The following is a 24724-nucleotide window of genomic DNA, read 5'->3' on the forward strand; positions in this document are numbered from 1 at the left end:
GCATCCCTCGTTCCCAGCCCGCAGCCGGAGAAGCCCCATGACGCACGCCATGACGGAGCGGCGTACCGACGCGCCCACGGCGTCGCCCAACATCGTCCATGCCGCGCTGGCGGTGGGTGGCTTCGCGATCGGCACGACCGAATTCGCGACGATGAGCCTGCTGCCCTATTTCGCGACCGACCTGCATATCGACGCGCCGACCGCCGGCCACGTCATCAGCGCCTATGCGCTGGGCGTGGTGGTGGGCGCGCCGCTGATCGCGGTGATGGCGGCGAAGATGGCGCGACGGACGCTGCTGATCGGGCTGATGCTGCTGTTCGCGCTGGGCAACGGCCTGTCGGGTATCGCGCCGACCTATGGCTGGATGCTGGCGTTCCGCTTCCTGAGCGGGCTCCCGCACGGCGCCTATTTCGGCATCGCCTCGCTGGTCGCCGCGTCGCTCGTGCCGCCGGGCAAGCGCTCGCAGGCGGTGGCGCGGGTGATGCTGGGACTTACCGTCGCGACCATCATCGGCGTGCCCGTCGCCAATGCGATCGGCCGCGCGATCGGCTGGCGCTGGTGCTTCGGGCTGGTGACGGCGCTGGCGTTGCTCACCGCGTTGCTGGTCGCTTTGTTCGCGCCGCGCGACAATGCGCCGGCGGGCAACAGCGCGCTGGCCGAGCTCGCCGCGCTGCGCCGCCTGCAGGTTTGGCTGGCGCTGGGCACCGGCGCGATCGGCTTCGGCGGCCTGTTCGCGGTTTACACCTACCTGGCCGACACGATGCACGCGGTGACCCACGCATCCGCCGGCGCGGTTCCGTTCGCGCTTGCCGCTTTCGGTGTCGGCGCCACGATCGGAAGCCTCGTCGTACCGCGCTTCGCCGATCGCGCGCTGAAGCCGACCGCCGCCGGCCTGCTGATCTGGTCGGCGATCGTGCTGTCGCTGTGGCCGCTGGCCGCCCAGCATCTGTGGAGCGTCATCGTCGAGTTGTTCGCGATCGGCCTTGGCACCGCGCTGGGCATCGTCCTCCAGACCCGGCTGATGGACGTGGCCGACCACGCGCAGGGGCTCGCCGCCGCGCTCAACCATTCGGCGTTCAACACCGCCAATGCACTCGGGCCGGCGCTCGGCGGCGCGGCGATCGCGGCCGGCTATGGCTGGACCTCGACCGGCTGGGTCGGCGCGATGCTGGCGATCGGCGGCCTGGTCATCTGGATCGTATCGATCGTGACATCGCGGGCGACGCAGCGATAAGCATGGGAACATGAGCTTTTTCGAGAGCCTGCTCGCGCTCCTGCTCGCGGCGATCGTGCTGCTGCAGGCGTCGCGCCGGCTGTCGCTACCCTATCCGGCGATGCTCGCTGCTGCCGGCGTCGGTCTCGCTCTGATCCCCGGCGCGCCGTCGATCGGCATCGATCCCAAGACCGCGCTGGCTTTGTTCATCGCTCCGGCGCTCGTCGATGCGGCCTTCGACTTCCCGATCGGCGCGGTGCGCAAGCTGTGGCGGCCGTTGGTCGCGCTGGCGGTGGTGGCGGTGGTGCTGACGGCCGCGTGCGTCGCCTGGATCGGGGTCGCGGTGGCAGGATTGCCGCTCTACGCCGCGATCGCGCTCGGCGGCACCGTCGCGCCGCCGGACGCGGCTGCCGCGAATGCGGTGCTGCGCACCGTGCGGCTGCCGCGTGGAACGATGGCGGTGCTGAGGGGCGAGAGCCTGCTCAACGACGCGATGGCGCTGTTGCTGTTCGGCGCGGCGGTGGCGGTGCAGGAACATGGCGGCATCGACGGCCATATCGCGCTGCGCCTTGGCTTCGAGGCACCCGGCGGCGTGCTGCTCGGCGTCGGGATCGCGTGGCTGTCACGGCGGCTGATGCGCTTCACCACCGGAACCCTGGGCGGCAACCTGCTGGAATTCGTGGTCGCGTTCGGGGCGTGGATTGTGGCCGACCGGCTCGGCCTGTCGGCGGTCTTGTGCGTGGTCGCCTTCGCGATGACGATCGCCCGCGGCGCCGGGCTGAGCCAGCCGCCGCGCATGCGGGTCCATTCGTTCGCGGTGTGGACCTCGGTCGTGTTCCTGCTCGACGTGCTCGCCTTCCTGCTGATGGGAATGCAGGCGCGCACCATCATCGGCGGCATGAGCCCCGACCGGCTGATCGAGGCGGCGCGCTTCGCCGGGCTGGTGATCGCTGCAGTGATCTCGGTGCGGCTCGGCTGGGTCATCGTCTACAACCGGCTGGCGCATCGCTTCGCATTGTTGCGCGGCGATTATGCGCCGGTCTCGCTCCGCCACGGCCTGCTGGTGGGCTGGTGCGGGATGCGCGGACTGGTGACGCTGGCGACCGCCTTCGCGCTGCCGGCCGCCTTCCCGCAGCGCGACCTGATCGTGCTCGCAGCGTTCGGCGTCGTGCTCGCGACCCTCGTCGTGCAGGGGCTGACGCTGGGGCCGCTGATCCGGCTCGTGAAGCTCGACGGCGACGACGGGCTCGGCCGCGAGGTGGATGCGGCGCGGGTCGATCTCGCCGGCGCCGCGCTGACCGCGCTGGAGGGCGAACATAGCGTCGAGGCCGACCATCTCCGCCACGTCTATACGATCGCGCAATGTGCCGTTTCCGATCCGCCGCGTCCGCGCGCGATGGACAATCGCCGCCGCATCGCGCTCGGCGTGGTGCGCCGCCAGCGCGAGCGGCTGGAGGAACTGCGCAACGAGGATCGCGTGGGTGCCGATGCCTTCCTGATGCTGCAGGAAGAGCTCGACTGGAAAGAATTGTCGCTCAGCAGCGAGGATGATCGCCAGATCGACGAGACCTGATACGCAAAGGGCCCGGCCTTGCGGCCGAGCCCTCGCGTCGATCCGATCGCTTGAGCGACGGGATCAATAGGTGCCGGAGAAGCTCCGGTTGAGATTGCGGTTGCCGCTCTGCTCGTCATTCTGCCAGCCGAACGCATCGCGGCCCTGCTCGCGCCACTGCTGCTTGGCCTGATCGGCGGTCTTGTTGAGCGTCACCTTGTCGTCCACGCTTGCCACCCACGACGAAGGGATGACGTGGTGGTGGCCGCCCGCGTCCTTGTCGGACTTGGTCAGTTCGATCCGGTCGCCACGGACATGATCGACCTTGCCAACATGCTGGCCATCGGAGCCGACCACTTCCTGATGCTCCTGCACCTTGGTCAGCAGATCGCGCTGGCCCTGGCGACCCTGACGCCAGCTGTGGAACTCGGTGTCGAAACGGCTCTGATTTTCCTGGCGATATTCGTGATAGTCACGATCGAGCGCCTGCATCTGGCGATCGCGCCACTGGGCGTAGTTCGGATCGTGACGCTGCGCATCGCGCCCATAATTCGACGCGCCATAGTCGCGGCCATAGCCACCGCCATAAGCGGAATTGCCATACGAACCGGCGGAATAATCGCCGCGATTGTCGTCACGGTAGCGCTCGTCGCGACGCTCGTCCTCGCGACGGCGACGCTCCGCATCCTCGTCGCCGAACCACGAGCGGACCTCGTCGCCTGCACGATCGACGAAGCCGCGATCCTGATAGTCGTAGCCCGACGGCGCGCGGCCATAATCGCGACTGTCACTGCGATCGTTGAAGCGCTCGCCGCGATAATCGCGGCTGCCATATCCGCCGTAGGTGCCATAATCGCCGCGGCCCGCGTCCGGCCCGCGATAGCCGTAGCGACCGCGATCACCGCCGAAATTGCCGCGCTCGCCGGCATTGCCGTAACCGCGATCATTGCGTTCGTAACCCATTGGAACCTCCTGTTCCTCTCGCCTCGATACCGTGCATCACGACTGTGCGACGGTTGCGGTAAAAACCGGCGAGGGGTCGGCAGGGTTCCGGCGAGACATCGCGGCGGACGCTCGGGCTATCGATGGGGCGAGCCGATGAAAGAGGCGTTGCATCGGCCGCGAAGCGCAGCTAATCGCCCTCCACCGGTGCCGGGGCTGTAGCTCAGATGGGAGAGCGCTGCAATCGCACTGCAGAGGTCAGGGGTTCGATTCCCCTCAGCTCCACCAACCGGTCATCCTCATCGCGATAGCTGAACGACCGCTGCAAGGCGGGTTCAGCAATAGAGCAGGCGACATACGATACTCCCTTCCTCATCGAAGGAGAGATGTCATGCTGTTCCGTAAATCGATGATCGCGCTGGCTTCCGTTGTTGCTGCGGCAGCGCCTTTCGCCGCCTCGGCCCAATATTACGGCTATGGCGACCGCTACGCGCCGCTGCCCGCTTATTACCATGACGGCTACGGTTATGATCGTGCGCGCTACGACCATTGGCGCGAGCGCGATGCCGACCGCCGCTATTGGCGCCAGGAAGCGCGCGAGCAGGCACGGTGGGACCGCCATCACTATGACGAGCGCCGCGACGACTATCGCCCCTGGTAAGGCGGGCGATGCGACCGGCCGGGTTTGAACCCGCGCCCGCGGCGCCCTAGAGGGGCGGGATGGTTTCCCGCCCCGATCGCTCGTTCGTCGCGCCTGCTCGCCAGAGCATGCGCCTGCGGGATATTGCGCGGTTGCCGTGGTGGGCGCTCCAGCTGGCAACGGGCGCCAAATCGTTCGTCGACAATCCGCTGCTCGGCTCGCGCCGGCTCAACCGGCTCGGGCTGCATGTCGCGCGCGTCCGCTTCGCCCAGGCGATGACCGCCTCGCGCCGCCGCCGGCTGGCGCGCCTGATCGAGCCGGCCTTCGCCACCGCTTTCGCGCGCGACGGCTTCGTGCGGATCGACGATTTCCTGCCCGCCGATGTCTTTGCCGCGCTGCGCGCGCAGGTGTTCGACCATGCCGGACCGGCCCGCGAGACGCATCAGGGCGACGCGATCACCCGCCGCTATGCGATCGACCGAGCGGCGCTGGCGGCGATGCCGGCCTTGCGGGCAGCACTCGACGACCGGCGCTGGCGCGGGCTTATCCGCTACATCGACAGTTCGGATACCGAGCCGTTGCTCTACATCCAGTCGATCCTGTCGCACCGGATCGACGCCCCACCAGATCCGCAGACGAAGCTGCATGCCGACACCTTCCATCCGACGATGAAGGCGTGGCTGTTCCTGACCGACGTCGCGGAAGAAGATGGCCCGCTCACCTACGTCGCCGGATCGCACCGGATGACGCCCGCGCGGCTTGAGTGGGAGCGCACGCAAAGCCTGCGCGCGCCCGGCGGGCTCGACCGGCTGTCGCAGCGCGGATCGCTGCGGATCGACAAAAGCGAGCTGGCCGGGCTCGGCCTGCCGCAGGCGACGGCCTTCGCGGTGCCCGCCAACACGTTGGTCGTGTGCGATACCAGCGGCTTCCACGCGCGCGGCCTGTCGACGCGGCCGTCGGTGCGGGTCGAGATCTGGGCCTATGGGCGGCGCAACCCGTTCCTGCCATGGCTCGGGCTCGATTTCGGCAGCATCCCGGGCATCGCCGAGCGCCGCGTGCCGTTCTGGTGGGCGCTGACCGATCGTTTTCCGCGCCTGCTCGGCCGGCAATGGATGGCGGCCGGCAACAAGCGTCCGACCGACGCATGAGTTCGTCGCAGGCGCTGCTGCGCGCACCGCCCTTCCCATGGGTGAAGGCGGACACCGCCGCCATCAGCCGCCCCTTCGCGCGCGAGGTCGCGATCGACCAGACGCGGCTCGACCGGCTGATCGAGGCGATCCGGGCAGCGCGGGTCGGTAGCGATTTCTGGTCGACCGCGCCGGTTGAGCCGACCGAGCGGGCAATGCTCGACGTGATCGCCGGCGCACCCGATCCGGGCGGCGTGCGCGCCGCGCTCGGCCAGGCGCTGTTTGCACCCGCCTATCGCGATCCATTTACCGGCGCCGCGATCGAGGTCGAGGCGGCGGTGGCGATCCTCGCCGAGTGGCGGCGGCTGATCGACGCCAACCGGCCGATCGCCGCCGCCGCCGGCATGGCGTGGTGGAAGCGCGATCGCATCGCCCATTTCCTCTGGAACGGCGGCGAGCCCCTCTTTTCCGACGACGTCGCAGCGCTCGCGGCGTGCGGCGGCAGCGTCGCGGTCTGGCCGTCGCGCGCGCCGGCCGGGTTGGCCGAGGCCGGCATACCGCTGGTGCGCGTCGAGGATGGCTTCATCCGCTCGGTCGGGCTCGGCGCCGATCTCCACCCGCCGCTGTCGATCGTGGTCGACCAACAGGGCATCTATTACGATCCGACGCATCCGAGCGACCTCGAGACCATCCTCGCGACGCGCGAATTTGCGCCCGAACTGCTCGCGCGTGCGGAGGCGCTGCGCGCCACGATCGTCGCGCGCGGCATCAGCAAATATGGCAGCACCGCGCCGCGCAAGGCAGCCGCGCCGCGCACCGACCGCACGATCCTCGTCGCCGGGCAGGTCGAGGACGATGCGTCGGTGCGGCTGGGTGGTGCGGGCGTGGCCGGCAATCTCGACCTGCTCGCGCGCGCGCGCGTCGCCGAGCCCGGCGCGCGCATCCTGTTCAAGCCGCATCCCGACGTCGATGCCGGCCACCGCGTCGGCCGGGTGCCCGACACGTATCTATTCGAATATGCCGACGAGATCGTGCGCGACGAGGCGATGCCGAGCCTGCTCGCGCGCGTCGACGGCGTGCACGTCCTCTCGTCGCTCACCGGGTTCGAGGCTTTGCTGCGCGGACTGGAGGTGACCGTCCACGGCCAGCCTTTCTACGCCGGCTGGGGGCTGACCCGCGATCTCGCCGCGCCGCTGCCGCGGCGTGGGCGCCGGCTGACACTGGCCGAACTCGTCGCGGGCACGCTGATCCTCTATCCGCGCTATATCGATCCGGTCACCGAACTGCCCTGCCCGCCCGAGATATTGCTCGATCGGCTCGCCGCCGGCTGGCGCCCACGCACCTCGTGGCTGATCCGCGCGCGGCGGCTGCAGGGCCGCCTGTTCAAGCTGTTCGGCAAGGCGACGAGCTAGGCCGTAGACTCATAAAGCGGACTGTCTGCTCACGCCCCTTCTCAGCCACTTAGTGGCTCTGCCGTCGATCCTGGAAGCTGCCGTTATCGAGGCCGGCATTCATGCCCTTCGTACCGACAGGACGTGGGACAAAGCGGCCATCCGTCCTTGAAGCCCTAACGTAATATAGATGTTCGAGTTGGCGCTTCGTCGATGCCATCGCGAAGCTCTTGATGGTGGGGAGCGGACAATCCGCTCTTCTCGAATGAGACCCCACAAAGCCCAAGCTCACCGATACCCAGGAACAAGTAGTTCGAGCTATATGACGACCATTGACCGTGCATAGGTCGCATGTTAACCACAGATTAATGGAGTCGTCACGCCTATGCTGCGTGCGGCGAGAAGAGGAACACGAAATCGTCGGGCAAAGGATCGCTTATGCATAAGGTGATTATCAGTCTCATTGGGCTAGCCCTTGCAACGGCAGTAGTTCCCCCTGCGATATCCGCGACAACGATCTATACGCCCGGAGATCACGAATTCCAGGTCACCGGCGATCCTTTTTCTGGCACGGTTTCCGCGACGATTGGTCATACGGGGATTTCGCTAGGCAGCTTCACGGACAAGTTTCAATTTACATTGGGCCAGTCCGGGGTCGGCAGCGGTTCACTGACGACGAGCACTTCTTTATTTGAGGATATTACCGACCTCGATATTAGCTCGGTGACCGTGAACGGGATGGCCGCGTCAAGTATAGTGACGCCCGGTAATTTGGTGGAAACCTATTATCTGTTTGGAGTGCCAATCACATTGGGGGCTTTGAACGAAATCGTAGTCACCGGAATGTCGCGTGGTAACGGGTCGTACGGTGGCAACGTCACGTTTATTCCCACGGGCGATGACTCCGCAGTTCCTGAGCCAAAGACGTGGGTGATGATGCTAACTGGATTTGGTTTGCTTGGCGCAACCTTGCGTCGGCATCGGCGGGCTGCCGTTCGCTTCGTCTGAAGGCCTGCCCAGGCGGCGGGTGATTGCGACCAGGTAGCATCAGAAGACGGGCGGTCCAGCGGAAGGTCAATCCAGCAACGTCGGTTTTAAAATCGTCGGCATGTTTCGGCCCGTTCGGTAGACCAACTGCAGGGCCTCCGCGTTTGACTTCTAATCACTGCATATAGGTTGCTCAGCGTTGAAGTCTGGGTGCACTGCCGATCGTTCGCTTCGATTAATTCGCTCGGCAGCTTTCGTCAGATCCGGACATGCGCGCCACCACGGTCGAACGGCGATATCTGGTCGCAAGCCGTCGGCTGGAATCGTCGGAACGGACGGTCCGCTAGAGACTTCCGTGTCGCCAAAACCGGACCGAGCGGAATCCACCAATCTCAGCCGTTCAGCCGTTGTGCCGAAAGCGGTCGTTTATGGGTTCACGATCTTGATCGCGCCGGAGCGCGCGGCTAGCGTTCGGCCGCCGCCCGCTCGTCGACCAGCTTCGCGATGCGCCGGCTGCGTTCATCCGTAGCGCAGGCCTCGATCTCGCGATTGACCGCCTCGACATGGTCGTGCCGCAAGGTTTCGTCGGGCTCGCGCGAGATCGCCAGCAGCCGCGCCTCCTGCGGCGGGACGCAAATCCGCATGACGGTGCAGCCGAGCTTGTCGAGCTGTCGATCGCCGGTCGTCTGCTGCGTCCGGCAGGTGATTCGTCCGTGCAAGAGATGCGTCTGCCCGCGCCAGTCGGCCAGCTTGCGGCCGAGCACGAGAATCTCCTTCTGCCGGCCGCGAACGACGATTTCGGGGCCGGTATCCGGATCGGGCGCGATCGACATCGCCAGCGCGATCAGCACGATCCCGACCATTCAGGCCAGCGAGGATGGCCGCCACAGGGCCATATCGGTGCGCCTGCCATAGCGCCAGCGCGTCGCCGCCTGCGCCGCCGCCCACAACACCGAGCCGAGCTTCGCCAGCTTCGACGTGACGACGCGCGCGTCCCACGCGTGGCTGCCGCGCCGCGCGACCTTGCGCGCGATCCCGCCATAGATGCCGGCGGCCGACAGCACCGCCCATGCCGAGCGGTTGCCGAGCGCGGGCGTGCCGGCCTTGGCGGTCGCCTCGAACGCCGCTGCCGCCTCGGCCAGCCGCTGCGCGAGCAGCGCCAGCGCCGGACGGTTGCGCGGATCGGCGACCTCGCGCGGCGCGATCCCCGCTTCGGCCAGCCAGTCGGACGGCAGATAGCAGCGGTCTGCCGCCGCATCCTCGGTGATGTCGCGGGCGATGTTGGCGAGCTGGAACGCCATGCCGAGATCGCAGGCATGGCCGAGCGTCGCGCGATCGCTGGGCTTCACACCCATCACCAGCGCCATCATCACGCCAACCGCGCCCGCGACATGATAGCAATAACGGTAGAGATCCTCCTCGGTGCGCGGCCGCCAGCCGGCAGCATCCAGCGCGAACCCCTCGATCAGGTCGTCGGCCAGCACGGCGGAGATGCCACATTCGCGCGCAACCACGCCGAAGCCGTCGAACGCGGCATCGCCGGTCGGCAGGCCGGCGAGCGCGCGCGCGGTCTGCGTGCGGATCGTCGCCAGTCGCTCGGCCGCATCGTCGACGACGTGCATGCCGTGCCCCATCTCCTGCCCGTCGGCGAGATCGTCGCACGCGCGGCACCATGCGTAGAGCAGCCATGCCTTCTCGCGCGTGCGCCGGTCGAACAGGGTCGAGGCGAAGCGGAACGATTTCGACCCGCGCGCGATCGACACGCGCGCCGCGGCGACGAGGGCCGCGCGATCGGTCACAGGTCCGCCGCCTGCATCTGGATGATCGCGGTCGCCGGCTCGAACGCCGCCATCTTGGCGAGGAGATCGTCCATCCCGTCGCTCGCGATCAGCAGCCCGCGATGCTGCGGCCGCAGAAAGCCCACCTCGGCCATCGTCGCCGCGAACTGGAGCAGCCCGTCGAAGAAACCGGCGACGTTGAGCAGCCCGACCGGCTTGGCGTGATAGCCGAGCTGCGCCCAGCTCAGCGCCTCCCACAATTCGTCCATCGTGCCCGTGCCGCCGGGCAAGGTGACGAAGCCGTCGGACAGATCGGTGAAGGCCTGCTTGCGCTGGTGCATCGTGCCGACCACCTGCAGCGCCGAGAGGCCGCGATGCGCCACTTCCATCCCGACCAGTGCCGCCGGGATCACGCCGATCACCTCGCCGCCGGCCGCCAGCGCCGCGTCGGCAAGCGCGCCCATCAGCCCCAGCCGGCCGCCACCATAGACGACGGTGATGCCGCGCTCGGCCAAAGTGCGGCCGGTCGCCTGCGCGCATTCGATGAATCGCGGATCGGCCGGCGTCGCCGATCCGCAATAGACTGCCAGTCGCCTCAAGCCTTCGTCTCCAGATCCTCGACCATCAACGCCGCGGTGGCCTTGGCCGATCCGACCACACCGGGGATGCCCGCACCGGGATGGGTGCCGGCACCGACAAAATACAGATTCGGTATGACATCGTCGCGATTGTGCGTGCGGAACCAGGCGGACTGCGTCAACACCGGCTCCAGGCTGAAGGCCGAGCCGAGATGCGCGTTGAGATCGCGCTGGAAATCGACCGGCGTGTAATGGAAGCGCGTCACGATCCGCTCGCGCAGCCCCGGCATCAGCCGCCGCTCGATTTCCGCAAGGATGCGGTCGGCATAGCTTTCCTGCACATCCTCCCAGTTGATCGGCAGCTTGGCGAGATGCGGCACCGGCGCCAGCGCGTAGAAGGTCGAATGGCCCTCGGGCGCCATCGTCGGATCGGTCACGCTCGGATGGTGGAGGTAGAGCGAGAAATCGGCCGGCAGCACGCCATGATCGTAAATGTCGGTCAGCAGCCCGCGATAGCGCGGCCCGAACAGGATCATGTGGTGCGGGATGCCCGACCAGCTGCCGCGCACGCCGAAATGGACGAGGAACAGCGAGGGCGACCAGCGCTTGTTCGCGAGCGCGCGCCCGACGCGACGCCCGCGTCCGCTGCCGCGCAGCAGATCGCGGTAGGAATGCATGATGTCGGCATTGGACGCGACCGCATCGAAGCTCTGCCGCCAGCCGCTCGCGGTGGCGAGCCCGGTGGCGCGGTCGCCGAGCGTCTCGATCTCGACCACCGGATCGCCGATCCGCACCGTCCCGCCGAGCCGCTCGAACAAAGCGACCATGCCGCGCACCAGCGCGTTCGTGCCGCCCTGCGCGAACCACACGCCGCCGGCCTTTTCCAGCTTGTGGATCAACGCGTAGATCGCGCTGGTGGTCATCGGATTGCCGCCGACGAGCAGGGTGTGGAACGACAGCGCCTGGCGCAGCCGCTCGTCCTTCACGAACGACGACACCATCGAATAGACCGAGCGCCACGCCTGATATTTGGCGAGCGCGGGCGCCGCGCGGATCATCTGCGAGAAATCGAGGAATGCCGTCGTGCCGAGCTTCTCATAGCCCTCGCGATAGACGCCCGCCGCATAATCGAGGAAGCGGGCATAGCCCGCGACGTCGTCGGGATTGAGCTTCGCAATTTCCGCGCGCAACGCCGGCTCGTCGTTCGAATAATCGAAGTTGGTGCCGTCGGGCCAGTTGAGCCGATAGAAGGGGCTGACCGGCAGCAAGGTGACGTCGCGCGCCATGTCCTGCCCCGACAGCGCCCATAATTCGCGCAGACAGGCGGGATCGGTGATGACGGTCGGCCCGGCATCGAAGGTGAAGCCGTCGCGCTGCCACGCATAGGCACGTCCGCCCGGCTTGTCGCGCGCCTCGACCAAGGTCGTCGCGATGCCCGCCGACTGCAGCCGGATCGCGAGCGCGAGCCCGCCGAAGCCCGCGCCGATGACCGCCGCGCTGCGCGTCAACGCCATCCGCCCTGCATCATCACCCCCATTGCGCGCCCGATCGGTACGGGCGGCTTGCCCATCAGGATGCGCGCCTTGTCGAGCGGTGTCGAGCGCGCGGCGTAGAAGCGTGCGATGAGATCTTCCCCCAAACCATAGAAACGCTCGAACGTGCGATAGCGCGTTTCCGGCGCATCGGCGGCGCGAAACAGCATCGCGGCGAGCAGGCGATAAAAGCGGCGCGCACGCCACGTCTGCCGCGCATGCGCGACCAGAATCGTGCGTAACGCCGCGCTCGACAGGTCGCGCTGCCCCGCCACCAGCAGCGCGGTCTGCACTGCATCGGGCAAAGAATAGCCGGTCATGGGGTGGAACAGCGCCGCCGCCATCCCCGCCTTGGCAACGTCGCCGGCGAGGATGCGGTCGATGTCGCCGCCCATCGCGATCGGCAAAGCGGCGGCCTCGGCGCGCTCGACCGCCTCGACATACCAACCGCGCGCAGTCGCATAGCCAAGGATGCGCCGCTCGAGCGCGGCCACGTCGAGATCGGGCTCTGGCGTATAATAGGTATCCTCGACGAAGATGCGGTCGGGCCCGAACGGCAGCAGGTAGACGAAGCGATAGCCGTCGCTTTGATCGACCGTTGCGTCCATGATGATCGGCCGATCGATTCCGTGCGGTCGTGCCAGCCGCAGCACGCGGCCGGCGAATTTCTGCCAGCCGAGCTGGAGCGCATCGCCGCCGGTGAAACCGCGCGTGTCGATCACCCCGCTTGCCGCGATCCGCCGCCCGTTGGCGAACGTCGCGCCGTCGCGGTCGAGGGTGGTGATGTCCACCCCGGTCAGGATGCGATCGGCCGGCAGGGCCGCGCGCACCACCGCGTCGAGCCGCTCGCTCTCGATCGCATTGTAGCCGCCGTCGAGCGTGCGGCGGAAAGCGGGAAAGGCGACGTCGTGGCCGCTCCAGTGGTGGCAGACCAAAGGCGCCAGCAGATCGGCGCCCGCACCCGCCACGTCGCTGTCGAAGAACGACCAGACATGGTTGCCACCGATGCGCGCGCCACCCTCGACCAGCGTCACGCGGATTTCGGGTCGGGCCTTGGCAACCGCCAGCGCGATCAGGCTGCCGCTCAGACCCGCTCCGGCGATGAGCAGGTCGGTCGTCATGTACGGGGCATGCATCGGGTTGCTCTATCGAACGGGGCTGCCCGCGCCTATAGCGGCGGCATGGCGATCGCACTGTCCGTCCTGTTCGCTGCACTGACCATGACGCTGATCGTCGCCGTCCGCTATCTGGCGGCGAGCGCCGGCTTCGCGCTGGCCACCCGCGTGCACCGGCCCAACCTCTATGCGGGCCAAGGTCGCCAGATCACACGCGAAATCGGCTGGAGCCTCGCTTCGGCCGCGATCTACGGCGTGCCCGCAGGCGTCGTGGCGTGGGGCTGGCAGGCGCGCGGCTGGACGCGGATCTACGCCGATGCGCACGCCTATCCCCTGTGGTGGATGCCGGTGTCGGTGCTGCTTTATCTGCTTGCGCACGATACGTGGTTCTATTGGACGCATCGCGCGATGCACCGGCCGCGCCTGTTCCGGGCGATGCACGCCGTCCACCATGCCAGCCGTCCGCCGACCGCGTGGGCGGCGATGAGCTTCCATCCATGGGAGGCGCTGACCGGCGCGGTGGTGATCCCCGCGCTCGTTTTCCTGATTCCGATCCATGTCGCGATGCTGGGCACGGTGCTGACGATCATGACCATCATGGGCGTGACCAATCACATGGGGTGGGAACTGTTCCCGCGCAGGATGGTCGAGGGGCCGGCCGGGCGCTGGATCATCACCGCCAGCCACCATCAGCGCCACCACAAGGACTATCGCTGCAATTACGGCCTCTATTTCCGGCTGTGGGATCGGCTGTGCGGCACCGACCGCGGGCTCGGCCAGTTCGCGCCGTGATCGGGCGGCGCCATGCGTATCGCGTCGCGGTCGACTGGAGCGGCGCCACCACCGGATATCGCGATTATGCGCGTGATCATGTGATCGGCGCCGAGGGTTGCCCGGATATCGCCGGCTCGTCCGACCCCGCCTTCCGCGGCGATCCGACGCGCTGGAACCCCGAGCAGCTGCTCGTCGCCAGCCTCGCCGCCTGCCACAAATTATGGTTCCTCCACCTCGCCGCCGAGGCGGGGCTGGTGGTGACCGCCTATCATGACGATGCCGAGGGCATCATGGTCGAGGATGGCGTCAGCGGCCGGTTCGAGCGGGTCGTGCTCAACCCGCGCGTGACCATCGCTTCGGGCGACGCCGGCCTGCTCCCTGAACTGCATCACCGCGCGCACGAGGCGTGCTTCATCGCCCGCTCGGTTGCATTTCCCGTCATCGTAACCCAATCGTAAATGCAAATCTTGCATTGTGCGCTGCAACAAAATGAATTGTCAGTCGTATACCATTCCGCCACAAAGCCGGTGCCTTTCAGGCATCCTCTCCTAAACTTTTACGGGCCGGCCCTTCGGGGCTGGCCCTTTTTTCTGGCCTTGATCGGGCAGGGGTCGACCCCGGTGGCGCTTGCTTTACACCGCAGGCGTGACCGCCACGTTATCCCGCCCCGCCGTGCCCACTTCGACCGCGCTCGCCATTCCGGCGTTGCTGCTCGCCAACATCTGCCTCGCCTGCGGACCGTGGGCGGTACGATTGGCCGAGACCGAGTCGCTGATCGGGCCGCTCGCTTCCGCATTCTGGCGCATCGCGCTCGCCGTACCTCTGCTGGCGGCAGCCGCCTGGGCGCGTGAGCCGGCACCGCGCCGCGCCGGCTGGCCGATGGCGGCAGCGATCTTCGGCGGTGTCATGTTCGCCGCCGATCTCGGCGCGTGGCATGTCGGTATCCTGCACACGCGGCTCGCCAATGCGAGCCTGCTCGGCAACGTCACCGCGATCCTGTTTCCGGCCTACGGCTTCCTGGTCGCCCGCCATTGGCCGAGCCGGCGGCAAAGCGCGGCGCTGCTGCTCGCGGTGGCCGGCGCGGTGCTGCTGCTCGGCCGTTCGTACAGCCTGTCGGCGCACGGCATCGTCGGCGATCTGCTCTGCATCTTCGCCGGGCTCAGCTACACGCTCTACCTGATCGCGATCGGCCGCACGCGCGGCGCGATGGGCCCGCTCACCGTGCTGGCCATTTCGGGCGCCGCCGCCACGCCCGGGCTGCTGCTGCTGGCGCTGGCGACGGGCGAGCATGTATGGCCGCACGACTGGACCCCGCTGATCCTGATGTCGCTGGGCAGCCAGATCATCGGCCAGGGGCTGATCCTCTATGCGATCGGCCGGGTAACGCCGTTGGTCGTCGGGCTGATGCTGCTCGTTCAGCCGGTGGTGACGACCTTGATCGGCTGGGTGATCTATGGTGAGCGGCTGGGCCCACCCGATCTGGTCGGCGCGGTCGCCATTGCAGCAGCAGTGCTGCTGATTCGCGAACGACGGCCCTTGCGGGCGGAGGCGTGATGGCCCAACTCGCCGTCATGACTGCCGACGATCTCACGCTCGACGAACTGCGCGACGCGCTCGCGCCGCTGCTGCCCGCCGAGGCGGCGTTCGAGGGTTGGACCAACGCTGCGCTGGATGCCGCCGCCGCACGGCTGGGCGTGCCGGCCGAACGCGCGCGACTCGCCTTCGTCGACGGGCCGGTGGCGATGATCGACGCGTGGTTCGCCGCCATCGACCGCGCGATGACGGCGGCGCTTCCGCCGGAGCGGCTGGCGGCGATGAAGATCCGCGAGCGCATCGCCGCGCTGGTGCTGGCGCGGATCGACGCCGCCGCGCCGGACAAGGAGGCGCTGCGCCGCGCGCTTGCCGTACTGGCATTGCCCGCGAACATCGCCGCCGGTGCGCGGCTCGGCTGGCGCGCCGCCGATGCGATGTGGCGGCTGGCGGGCGACCGTGCGACCGACTTCGCTTATTATACCAAGCGCACGACGCTCGGCGGCGTTTATGCCACCACCCTGCTCGCCTTTCTCGACGACGAGAGCGAGGGTCATGCCGACACGCGCGCCTTCCTCGCTCGCCGCATCGACGACGTGATGCGTTTCGAGAAGGTCAAGGCGCGGCTCAAGCCCGATCCCGAACGGATGTTCAGCGTCTCGCGCTTCCTCGGCCGCCTCCGCTATCCGGCGAGTTGACGGCGCGTCAGGCTCTCCAAACGTCGCGGCGCAAAGACTGCCGAGCGGCGGTCAGCTAACGGCCGGCGACGGGATGCTTGCACATTCCGCTTATGATCTTCCAGCCCGCCCGTGTCGGCACCCATGTATGGGTAACCTCATAGTCGGTGACCGCGACTTTCCCGCCCGGCATCACGTCCTTTTCGCGGGCATGGTAGAAGGTCGAGACGAGGTTGGGCGCCTCGGTCGCCACCTGCCCGCGCATCGCGTAGCTCCGCTTGACGGCATCGCGAACCATGTGCGGCGGACGTCCCGAAACCGGCATTTTCTCGTCGCATGGCCAACCGAGGAAGGCCGGATGCCACAGGCTTTGGTAGACGGCATCGTCCTGATCGACCGTCGCCTGCCAATATGCCCGCTCCTGCGCCCAGACGGCGGCGACCTGCGGCGACGGAGCCGCCTTATTGGCCAGGATCAGCAAGACGGACCCGAACAGGGCGATGGCCTTCATCCGGGCAGGATGTCGCACCGGAAAAACATCCGCAATCGGGCAATGCGTTTCGCGCTGTCGATGCGTCAGCCGACGCCCTAGCCGAAGCGTGCCGGCGCGTAGCGGGCGACGTCGATCGCGGCGACCGTCTCCGGCAGCGAGGTGCCCAGCAGCAGCGCCGCACCGATCGCCGCCGCAGCCGGCGCCGTCTGGATGCCGAACCCACCCTGCCCCGCAAACCAGAAGAAGCCCGGCGCATGGCGGTCGAAGCCGTAGACCGGCAGGCGGTCGGGCGCGAAGCTGCGCAGGCCGGCCCACGCGCGCTCGCGCTTGAGCACGCGCCAGTCGACCACCTGTTGCAGCCGGTCGATCGTGATCGCCACGTCGAGTTCCTCGGGCGCGACGTCGTGCGCCAGCGTCGGCGTCTCGTCGTGCGGCGACACCCACAGCCGGCCGCCGGCCTCGGGCTTGAAGTAGAAGCGACCGGCCGCGTCCATCACCAGCGGCAGCTCGGCCGGTGCCGGCGGATCGAGCGCGAGTTGCACCATCGTGCGCCGATAGGGCGTGATCGCGATCGGCTGCGCGCCGGCCAGCGCCGCGACCGGGGATGCCCACGCACCCGCGGCATTGACGACGATCGGGGCGGTGACCGCGCCGCCCAGCGTCTCGACCCGCCAGTTCGCCCCCGCCCGCTCGATCGCCGTCACGCGCGCATCGGTCAGCAGCATGATTCCGGCGTGCCGCAGCCGTGCCAGCGCATCGGCATGAAGGCCGCCGACGTCGATGTCGCGGCAGGTCGGCTCCGCCATGCCGCGATCATAGGCCGGCGCGAGGCCGGGGATCATCGCTTCGAGGTCTGCGCGATCGAGCGGCTGGAGCGTCACGCCGCTGTCGGCGAACGTCGCTGCCAGGGCATCGAGCGCGGCATGACTGGCGGCGTCGGCGATATGCACCTCGCCGCGCGGCCGCAGAAAGCCGCCGCCGACGAGCGCCGCATAGGACGCGCGCGTCAGCGGCTCGACATGCGGCCCGCCATAGGTTTCGGACCAGAAGGCCGCCGAGCGACCGGTCGCGTGATAGCCGGGATGCGCCTCCGCCTCGATCACCACCACGCGCGCGCGGTCGCCGATCGCCGCGGCGAGGCTCGCCCCCGCCATGCCTGCGCCGATAATGGCGATATCGGCGCGCAAGCCGTCCACGGGCGGGTGGTTACCGCCGGTTAAGCGCACGCGTCTAGAGCAATCTGGGATGCCGCCGCTTCAACCCCTCCTCCTGTCGATGCTCGCGCTGCTGCTGGTGGCGGCGGCGGGGCTGGATATACGCAGCCGCATCATTCCCAACATGCTCAACGCCGCGATCGCGCTGCTGGCGATCGGCTGGTGGCTGGCGGCCGGCCTGTCGGGCGCAGCAATCGCGCTGCAGATCGGCCTCGGCATCGCGATGCTCGTCCTGTTCGGCGCCGCCTTCGCCGCCGGCATGATGGGCGGCGGCGACGTGAAGCTGATCGCCGCGCTGGCGCTGTGGCTGCCGCCGGGCGCGCTGCTTGCGATGCTGGTGTGGATGGCGATCGGCGGCGGCGTGCTGACGCTCGCAATGCTGCTGTGGCACCGCCTTCGCGCGCAGCCCGGACGCCCGGAAATTCCTTACGGCGTCGCCATTTGCGTCGCCACGCTCGCGATAATGGCAAACGCAAAATTAACTTTGCCGGCCGCATAGCAGCGCGGGGCCCGATGGGGCTCGCTGCTTCGGGGACGAGTGACGCGCATGGATGTTCGGAAGCTCATGCTGATGGTGGGGGCGTTGGTGTTCGCCGCCGTCTGCGCCGTTACGGTGCACGGCATGCTCGGCGGATCGGCCGCGCCGCAGGCGCAGGCGGCCGTGCCGCCGACGCCGACCGGGCCCGAAGTGCTCGTCGCCACCCGCCCGCTGCAGGTCGGCACGATCGTCGCCCCCGATGCATTCCGCTACCAGCCGTGGCCCAAGGATCTGGTCGAGCGCGCTTATTATCTGAAGGGCCAGCAGCCCGCGCAGGCGCTGATCGGCACGGTCGTGCGCTACGCCATCACCGCCGGCCAGCCGATCACGCAGGGCTCGCTCATCAAGCCGGGCGATCGCGGCTTCCTCGCTGCCGCACTCGGGCCGGGGATGCGCGCGGTCACAATCTCGGTCTCGGCCCAGTCGGGCGTGGCCGGCTTCGTCTTTCCGGGCGACCGCGTCGATATCCTGCTGACGCAGGCGGTCGCCGGCGGCGGCGACGGCCAGCCGCTCAAGGTCGCCGAGACGATCGTGCGCAACGTGCGCGTGCTCGCCACCGACCAGCGCACCGACAAGGCCGCCGACGACAATGGCAAGACCGTCGTCACCGCATTCTCCAACGTGACGCTGGAGACCACGCCGAAGCTGTCCGAGAAGATCGCGGTCGCGCAGTCGGTCGGCCAGCTGTCGCTGTCGCTGCGCTCGATCGCCGACGACCGCATGGAGCTGGAGCGCGAGATCGCCGCCGGCGAGGTCAACGTGCCCGACACCACCGATCCGAAGGCGGAGAAGGCGATGATGCTGCAGCTCGCCTCGCGCCCCTCGGACGGCGACGCCAGCTTCTCCACCGGCGCCGACGTCTCGCGCTTCCAGCGCGCCAATGTCCCCGGCAAGCCCGAGGCCGGCGCACCGGCCGGGCCGGTCCCCGGCCCCGCGTCTTCCGCAGCCGCCCCACGCGGGTCGGTCGTCGTGGTCGCGCGCGGCGCCAACGTCACCTCCACGCCCGTCGGGAGCTTCTAGGCCCATGCGTTCCGCTTCCTTCCTGCGCCAGGGCGGCATGGCGACATTGATCGCAGCGCTCGTCTCCGCGACGCTCGCCGCTTTGGCCTCGCCGGCGCGCGCCGAAGAGGCCGCCGGCGCCGATGTCGCGGCCGGCGCCTCGTCCACCGCGGCGCAGGCCGTGCTGCCGGCGCGCACGCTTTCGCTGTCGGTCTCCAGCGGCGAGCTGATCCGCATGCCGCGCCCGATCAGCGGCATGTTCGTCGCCGACGATTCGATCGCCGACGTGCAGGTGAAGAGCACCACCCAGCTCTATCTGTTCGGCAAAAAGACCGGCCAGACCAGCGTCTACGCCACCGACAAGAACGGCCACGTCGTCTGGTCGTCGAACGTCCGCGTCGGCAACGGCCTGACCCAGGTCGGCGAGATGCTGCGGCTGGCGATGCCGGAAGACGACATCACCGCCACGCCCGTGGGCGGCATGGTGCTGCTCACCGGCACCGTGCTGAGCCCCAAGGATGCGGAAGAGGCCGAGCGCCTGACCGACAAATTCACCGGCGGCAGCGTGCAGATTCTCAACCGGCTGAAGATCGCGACGCCGCAACAGGTGATGCTGGCGGTCAAGATCGCCGAGGTCAGCCGTTCGGTGATCCGCAACATCGGCGTCAATCTCGCCAATCGGGCGCAGGGCAATCCGCTGTTCCACATCAACAACGGGACGCCGGGCACGCTGACGACGAACACGACGGGGCTGGACTCGGCGTCGGGCACCACCACCGGCCAGACGATCGCGACCTTCAACGATCTTGCCGGCACCACGCTGGGCATTGCCGGCCACGTCTTCGGCGCGGATTTCATCGCCAGCCTTCAGCTCTACGAGCAGGACGGCCTCGTCACCACGCTGGCCGAGCCCAATCTCGTGGCATTGTCGGGCGAGACCGCGACCTTCCTCGCGGGCGGCGAGATCCCGATCCCGCAGAGCCAGGGCCTCGGCTCCACCTCGGTCGAGTTCAAGCAATATGGCGTCAGCCTCGCCTTCACGCCGACGGTGATGAGCGCGGGGCGGATCGCGCTGCGCGTGCGGCCCGAAGTGTCGCAGCTGTCCGACAGCGGATCGGTCAAGGTCAACGGCTTCTCGATCCCCGCGCTCACCACGCGGCGGGTGGAGACGACGATCGAGCTGGGCTCGGGCCAGAGTTTCGCGATCGGCGGCCTGCTCCAGAACAGCCACAACAACAACACCGACAAGGCGCCCTTCCTGGGCGACCTGCCGATCATCGGCGCGCTGTTCCGCTCGAACGGTTTCCGCAAGGACGAGACCGAATTGATCGTCGTCGTGACGCCCTATCTGGTGAAGCCGACCGACGCGAAGAACATCGCGCTGCCGACCGACGGCTATCGCATGGCGACCACCGCCGAGCGCGTGCTGGAGGATCGCTCCTCGGTCAGCGACGGCGCCAAGAGCCGGCCGCTGCCGACCGCCGCCGGGACCACCGCGCCCGAACCGGTCAAGCCATGATGCGTATGGAGACGACGGCGATGATCCGCTTCCTTCCTCTCATCCTCGTCCTGCCGCTCGCCGCCTGTGCGACCGGCTACAAGGGCGTGGACAATCCGCACCAGCCGGTGGTTTCGGCGAATGCCGCCAAGGTGCAGAACTGCCCCGATTGGTCGGTGCCGACGCTCGGCGCGAACGAAGGGCAGTCGTCCAATTATGGCTGCGCCACGGCCATCAACCTCGCCGCGATGATCGCCGACCCGGCCGATCTCCTCCACGGCCGCGCCGACCGCTCCGGCCAGAGCGATGTCGGTACGCGCGCGATCAAGGCATGGCGTGAGGCCGTGCCGACCTCGAAGCAGTGGCAGACGACCACGTCGGTGTCGTCGAAGGGAGGCAATCAGTGAACGCGCCGTTCCTTCCGCGCGGACATGTACGCGATCCGTTCAGCGCCTTCCTGTGCGATCTCGATACCGAGGATGCGGCGCGCGCGATCGCCAGCGACATGGGCTGGCCGCACGAGCGCATCCATTCGGGGGGGCTGCGCTATGCGGTGCAGAGCCTCGCCGTCTCGCCGTCGCCGGCGGTGCTGCTGGTGGACCTGTCCGAATCGGGCGATCCGCTGGAGGACATCAACGCGCTGGCCGAGGTGTGCGAGCCCGGCACGATGGTGATCGCCTGCGGGCACATCAACGACGTGCGCTTCTATCGTGAGCTGATCGCGGCCGGCCTGCACGATTATCTGGTGAAGCCGGTCTCCAACGATCAGCTGCGCGATGCCGTCATGCAGGCGCAGTCCGCGATCGCCGGCGCGCGCGCGGCGGAGACCGCGATCGAGGTGCCGCACATGATGGCGGCGGTGATCGGCGTGCGCGGCGGTGCGGGCGGCTCGATGATGGCGGTCAGCCTCGCCACCTTGCTTTCCGAACGTGGGCGTTCGACCGGCCTGCTCGATCTCGACGTGCATTTCGGCACCGGCGCGCTCGCGCTGGACCTCGAGCCCGGACGCGGCCTGACCGACGCGATCGAGAATCCCGGGCGCATCGACGGCCTGTTCCTCGAGCGCGCTTTGGTGCGGCCGAGCGACAAATTGGGCGTGCTCTCGGCCGAGGCGCCGATCAGCCAGCCGCTCACCGGCGACGGCCAGGCCTTCTACCAGCTTCAGGACGAGTTGCGCGGCGCCTTCGCCTGCACCGTCCTCGATCTGCCGCGCCACATGCTGGTGCAGCATCCGGCATTGCTGCAGGATGTGAACGTCACGGTGCTGGTGACCGAGCTCACGCTCGCCGCCGCGCGCGACACGATCCGATTGCTCTCGTGGCTCAAGGCCAACGCCCCGCGGACGCGCGTGCTGGTGATCGCCAACAAGGTGCCGGCGGCGGGCCAGGAAGAAATCACGCGCAAGGAGTTTGAAAGCTCGATCGAGCAGAAGCTCGACATGCTGCTGCCGTTCGAGCCCAAGCTGACGGTACAGGCGGCGAAGACCGGCAAGCCGCTGTCGGAGGTGGCGAAGGCGGCGAAGATCGGCCAGTCGCTCGCTTTGCTGGCCGATGCGGTGCTGGACGAGGAGCGCGCCGGATCGTTGCGCGGCGCCTCGCTGCTCGGGCGCCTGCGCGAGCTGAAATTCGCCATCGCGAAGAAGCCGAAGGCCTGACGCGGACGGCATGATCGCGATCGTCCTCCTTGCGGCGCTGCTGACGCTCGGCGGCCTGTGGTTCGTGCTCGAGCGCCGACCGGCAACCAAGACGCGCAAGCGCCGGCTGGCGGCCGTGCGCGCGCGCCACGCCCCGGACGTGGTGGAAACGCAGCTCCGCCGCATCGCCTCGCAGCGCGACAGCAAGCTCGACACCACCTTCGGCCGGCTGCTGCCCAATCCGGATCTGTTCCGCCGTCGCCTGGAGATGACCGGCCGGCCGTGGACGCTCGGCCATTATGCGCTCGCCTGCGCCGTCATCGCGATCGTGGCGTGGGTTGCGCTGCTCGCGCGCGGCGCGCCGCTGCTGCTGACGCTATTCGCCGGGCTGTTTGCCGGCATCGGCCTGCCGTACATGGTGGTCGGGCGCTTGGGCCAGCGCCGCATAGCGAGCTTCGTGCAGCGGTTTCCCGATGCGATCGAACTGCTGGTGCGCGGCCTGCGCTCGGGCCTGCCGATCTCGGAAACGCTGGCGGTGGTCGGCGTCGAGATGCCCGGCCCGGTCGGGATCGAGTTCCGCGCGGTCGCCGACCGCATGCGGATCGGCCGCACGATGGAGGCGGCGCTACAGGAAAGCGCCGATCGCCTCGCCACGCCCGAATTCCAGTTCTTTGTCATCACGCTGGCGATCCAGCGCGAAACCGGCGGCAATCTGGCCGAAACGCTCTCCAACCTCGCCGACGTGCTGCGCAAGCGCATGCAGATGCGGTTGAAGATCAAGGCGATGTCGTCCGAATCGAAGGCGTCGGCCTACATTATCGGCGCGCTGCCGTTCGTCGTGTTCGGGCTGATCTACTACATCAACCCCGGCTATATGGGCAGCTTCTTCTCCGACCAGCGGCTGGTGATCGCGGCCATGAGCGGCGGGCTGTGGATGAGCATCGGCGTGTTCATCATGGCCAAGATGATCAACTTCGAGATCTGAGGAAGACGTGGGCGGAAGCGGACCCTTCGGGCTGGACGTCACGATGGCGGCGACCTTGATGTCGGCGGCGGGCGTGTTCGCCCTGCTCGTCGCGATCTACGCCGCCGGCAGCGTGCGCGATCCGATGGCGAAGCGGGTGAAGGCGCTGAACGAACGGCGCGAGCAGCTCAAGGCCGGGATCACCGCCTCGACGCGCAAGCGCGCCAAGCTCGCCCCGTCGAGCCAGGCGACCGACCGCATGCGGGCGCTGCTCGGCAACTTCAAGGTGCTGCAGGATTCGCAGCTGAAGGCGGCCCAGACCAAGCTGATGCAGGCCGGCATCCGTTCGAAGGACGCCGCGATCAGCGTCATCTTCGCGCGCATGACGCTGCCGCTCGGCCTGGGCGGGCTCGCCATCCTGTTCGTCTACGTGCTCGACTGGTTTCCGAACTGGGGCGGGTTCCAGCGCTATCTGCTCGTCGCCGGCACCTTGGTGCTGAGCTACAAGGCGCCCGATCTGTACGTCCAGAACAAGATCACCAAGCGCACCGCCGCGATCCGCAAGGGCCTGCCCGATGCGCTCGATCTGCTCGTCATTTGCGCCGAGGCCGGCCTGACGGTCGACGCCGCTTTCCATCGCGTCGCCAAGGAACTCGGCAAGGGCTATCCCGAGCTTGGCGACGAGTTCGCGCTGACGGCGATCGAGCTGGGTTTCCTCACCGAACGGCGTCAGGCGTTCGAGAATCTCGCATCGCGTGTCGATCTCGAATCGATCCGCGGCGTGACCACCACGATGATCCAGACCGAGAAATACGGCACGCCGCTGGCCTCGGCGCTGCGCGTGCTGTCGGCCGAGTTCCGTCACGAACGCATGATGAAGGCCGAGGAGAAAGCGGCGCGCCTGCCCGCGATCATGACCGTGCCGCTGATCCTGTTCATCCTGCCGGTGCTGTTCGTCGTCATCCTCGGGCCCGCGGCCTGCTCGATCAGCGACAATATGTTGAAGAGCTGATCGCTCTCGCAAAACGCGCCAACTTTCTGCGCGGTTCACCAACCATCCGTAACGCGTGCGATATGAATCGTCCGATTGCGATGTGATCGCCCTCTGCGCCGTGTTTGGCACGGCTCATGCAATCCCTGGATGTGTCGCCGGAATGGTCCGGCGCATCGAAAGGGAGACTATCATGACCAACTTCGCTTCTTCGCTCGCCAGCCAGATCGGCGTCGGCCTCGTCGCATTCGCCGTCAGCGCGGCATGCATTTTCGCCGCCGCCGGCCCGGTCGCGCTGATCGCCTGACCCATCATTTTCTTGGAGAGGAGGACCAGATGGTCCGCGATGATATGACCAACCCCGTCCCGAACCGCGGCAAGCTGTTCGGAACGTGCGCGGCACTTTCGGATCGCACCGGCATCGACGACACGTTGCTGCGGATCGTCGCGATCGTGCTGCTGTTCTGGGCGTTCATGCCGACGCTCGTCGCTTACTGCGCCGCTGCAGTGGCGTTCCACCTCGATCGTCGCTGAGGGCCTGTCCTCCCGCACGGGCGG

General features: G+C 68.0%; 26 protein-coding genes and 1 tRNA gene. 19 read left to right on the forward strand and 8 right to left on the reverse strand.

What is annotated here, in order from left to right; genetic code table 11:
• Positions 1-37 precede the first annotated feature (37 nt).
• Entirely contained in the window at positions 38-1234 is a 1197-nt protein-coding gene (locus K8P63_RS17500) for an MFS transporter (protein ID WP_398287890.1), read from the forward strand.
• Between the two features lie 10 nt (positions 1235-1244).
• Positions 1245-2786 (forward strand): cation:proton antiporter, encoded by a 1542-nt coding sequence (locus K8P63_RS17505; RefSeq protein ID WP_223797272.1) that lies wholly within the window; start codon positions 1245-1247, stop codon positions 2784-2786.
• A gap of 63 nt (positions 2787-2849) precedes the next feature.
• Here the strand turns inward: K8P63_RS17505 and K8P63_RS17510 are convergent, their stop codons facing one another.
• Positions 2850-3728 (reverse strand): DUF2171 domain-containing protein, encoded by an 879-nt coding sequence (locus tag K8P63_RS17510; protein WP_223797273.1) that lies wholly within the window; start codon positions 3726-3728, stop codon positions 2850-2852.
• Between the two features lie 191 nt (positions 3729-3919).
• Between K8P63_RS17510 and K8P63_RS17515 the strand changes: the two genes are divergently transcribed.
• The 5 genes from K8P63_RS17515 to K8P63_RS17535 all read left to right on the forward strand — a co-directional run bounded on the left by K8P63_RS17515 (position 3920) and on the right by K8P63_RS17535 (position 7873).
• Positions 3920-3995 (forward strand) — tRNA-Ala (locus tag K8P63_RS17515).
• 103 nt (positions 3996-4098) lie between these two features.
• Positions 4099-4368, forward strand: a complete 270-nt coding sequence (locus tag K8P63_RS17520) for a hypothetical protein (protein WP_223797274.1) — start codon at positions 4099-4101, stop codon at positions 4366-4368.
• A gap of 59 nt (positions 4369-4427) precedes the next feature.
• Complete coding sequence (locus K8P63_RS17525; protein ID WP_398287893.1) at positions 4428-5495, forward strand: phytanoyl-CoA dioxygenase family protein; 1068 nt, start codon at positions 4428-4430, stop codon at positions 5493-5495.
• Entirely contained in the window at positions 5492-6886 is a 1395-nt protein-coding gene (locus tag K8P63_RS17530; RefSeq protein ID WP_223797275.1) for a capsular polysaccharide export protein, LipB/KpsS family, read from the forward strand. The genes K8P63_RS17525 and K8P63_RS17530 overlap by 4 nt, the downstream gene beginning before the upstream one ends.
• A gap of 417 nt (positions 6887-7303) precedes the next feature.
• Positions 7304-7873, forward strand: a complete 570-nt coding sequence (locus tag K8P63_RS17535) for an FxDxF family PEP-CTERM protein (RefSeq protein WP_223797276.1) — start codon at positions 7304-7306, stop codon at positions 7871-7873.
• Positions 7874-8316: 443 nt separating this feature from the next.
• Here K8P63_RS17535 and K8P63_RS17540 read toward each other — a convergent pair whose 3' ends face one another.
• The 5 genes from K8P63_RS17540 to crtY are packed head-to-tail and all read right to left on the reverse strand — an operon-like array spanning position 8317 to position 12876.
• Positions 8317-8715, reverse strand: coding sequence for a hypothetical protein (locus K8P63_RS17540; protein ID WP_223797277.1), 399 nt, complete (start codon positions 8713-8715; stop codon positions 8317-8319).
• Positions 8716-9651, reverse strand: coding sequence for a phytoene/squalene synthase family protein (locus tag K8P63_RS17545; protein ID WP_223797278.1), 936 nt, complete (start codon positions 9649-9651; stop codon positions 8716-8718).
• The gene (locus tag K8P63_RS17550) at positions 9648-10229 is read right to left on the reverse strand and encodes an LOG family protein (protein ID WP_223797279.1); all 582 of its coding nucleotides are present in this window, start codon (positions 10227-10229) and stop codon (positions 9648-9650) included. Before K8P63_RS17550 ends, K8P63_RS17545 begins: the two co-directional genes overlap by 4 nt.
• Positions 10226-11716, reverse strand: coding sequence for a phytoene desaturase (locus K8P63_RS17555; protein WP_223799871.1), 1491 nt, complete (start codon positions 11714-11716; stop codon positions 10226-10228). The genes K8P63_RS17550 and K8P63_RS17555 overlap by 4 nt, the downstream gene beginning before the upstream one ends.
• Entirely contained in the window at positions 11713-12876 is a 1164-nt protein-coding gene (gene crtY / locus K8P63_RS17560) for a lycopene beta-cyclase CrtY (RefSeq protein ID WP_223797280.1), read from the reverse strand. The genes K8P63_RS17555 and crtY overlap by 4 nt, the downstream gene beginning before the upstream one ends.
• A 45-nt stretch (positions 12877-12921) precedes the next feature.
• Here crtY and K8P63_RS17565 point away from each other — a divergent pair, with 45 nt between their 5' ends.
• The 4 genes from K8P63_RS17565 to K8P63_RS17580 all read left to right on the forward strand — a co-directional run bounded on the left by K8P63_RS17565 (position 12922) and on the right by K8P63_RS17580 (position 15857).
• Positions 12922-13647: a sterol desaturase family protein gene (locus K8P63_RS17565; protein WP_398287897.1), complete on the forward strand. Its 726-nt coding sequence runs from the start codon at positions 12922-12924 to the stop codon at positions 13645-13647.
• A complete protein-coding gene (locus K8P63_RS17570) occupies positions 13644-14087 on the forward strand; it encodes an OsmC family protein (RefSeq protein ID WP_223797281.1) in 444 nt (147 codons plus the stop codon). The genes K8P63_RS17565 and K8P63_RS17570 overlap by 4 nt, the downstream gene beginning before the upstream one ends.
• 214 nt (positions 14088-14301) lie before the next feature.
• Complete coding sequence (locus K8P63_RS17575) at positions 14302-15183, forward strand: DMT family transporter (RefSeq protein ID WP_223797282.1); 882 nt, start codon at positions 14302-14304, stop codon at positions 15181-15183.
• A complete protein-coding gene (locus K8P63_RS17580) occupies positions 15183-15857 on the forward strand; it encodes a COQ9 family protein (RefSeq protein ID WP_223797283.1) in 675 nt (224 codons plus the stop codon). The genes K8P63_RS17575 and K8P63_RS17580 overlap by 1 nt, the downstream gene beginning before the upstream one ends.
• Before the next feature lie 55 nt (positions 15858-15912).
• On the opposite strand, the gene K8P63_RS17585 is transcribed toward K8P63_RS17580, so the two are convergent.
• Positions 15913-16347, reverse strand: a complete 435-nt coding sequence (locus K8P63_RS17585) for a nuclear transport factor 2 family protein (RefSeq protein WP_223797284.1) — start codon at positions 16345-16347, stop codon at positions 15913-15915.
• Positions 16348-16424: 77 nt separating this feature from the next.
• A complete protein-coding gene (locus K8P63_RS17590; RefSeq protein WP_223799873.1) occupies positions 16425-17516 on the reverse strand; it encodes an NAD(P)/FAD-dependent oxidoreductase in 1092 nt (363 codons plus the stop codon).
• A 58-nt stretch (positions 17517-17574) separates the two neighbouring features.
• Between K8P63_RS17590 and K8P63_RS17595 the strand changes: the two genes are divergently transcribed.
• The 8 genes from K8P63_RS17595 (at position 17575) to K8P63_RS17630 (ending at position 24700) form a co-directional block, all read left to right on the forward strand.
• Positions 17575-18042: an A24 family peptidase gene (locus tag K8P63_RS17595; protein WP_223797285.1), complete on the forward strand. Its 468-nt coding sequence runs from the start codon at positions 17575-17577 to the stop codon at positions 18040-18042.
• A 48-nt stretch (positions 18043-18090) separates the two neighbouring features.
• The gene (gene cpaB, locus K8P63_RS17600; protein WP_223797286.1) at positions 18091-19101 is read left to right on the forward strand and encodes a Flp pilus assembly protein CpaB; all 1011 of its coding nucleotides are present in this window, start codon (positions 18091-18093) and stop codon (positions 19099-19101) included.
• A gap of 4 nt (positions 19102-19105) precedes the next feature.
• Complete coding sequence (locus K8P63_RS17605) at positions 19106-20599, forward strand: type II and III secretion system protein family protein (protein WP_223797287.1); 1494 nt, start codon at positions 19106-19108, stop codon at positions 20597-20599.
• Positions 20600-20619: 20 nt separating this feature from the next.
• Positions 20620-20985: a CpaD family pilus assembly lipoprotein gene (locus tag K8P63_RS17610; protein WP_223797288.1), complete on the forward strand. Its 366-nt coding sequence runs from the start codon at positions 20620-20622 to the stop codon at positions 20983-20985.
• Complete coding sequence (locus K8P63_RS17615) at positions 20982-22232, forward strand: AAA family ATPase (RefSeq protein ID WP_223797289.1); 1251 nt, start codon at positions 20982-20984, stop codon at positions 22230-22232. The genes K8P63_RS17610 and K8P63_RS17615 overlap by 4 nt, the downstream gene beginning before the upstream one ends.
• Positions 22233-22242: 10 nt before the next feature.
• Positions 22243-23196, forward strand: coding sequence for a type II secretion system F family protein (locus tag K8P63_RS17620; protein WP_223797290.1), 954 nt, complete (start codon positions 22243-22245; stop codon positions 23194-23196).
• Between the two features lie 43 nt (positions 23197-23239).
• Positions 23240-24187 carry a type II secretion system F family protein gene (locus K8P63_RS17625; protein ID WP_223799874.1) on the forward strand — a complete coding sequence of 316 codons (948 nt, stop codon included), beginning with the start codon at positions 23240-23242 and terminating at the stop codon, positions 24185-24187.
• Positions 24188-24502: 315 nt separating this feature from the next.
• On the forward strand, positions 24503-24700 hold the full coding sequence (locus K8P63_RS17630) for a PspC domain-containing protein (protein WP_223797291.1): 198 nt from the start codon (positions 24503-24505) through the stop codon (positions 24698-24700).
• Positions 24701-24724 lie beyond the last annotated feature (24 nt).

It is taken from the genome of Sphingomonas nostoxanthinifaciens, assembly GCF_019930585.1.
GTDB classification, from domain to species: domain Bacteria; phylum Pseudomonadota; class Alphaproteobacteria; order Sphingomonadales; family Sphingomonadaceae; genus Sphingomonas_I; species Sphingomonas_I nostoxanthinifaciens.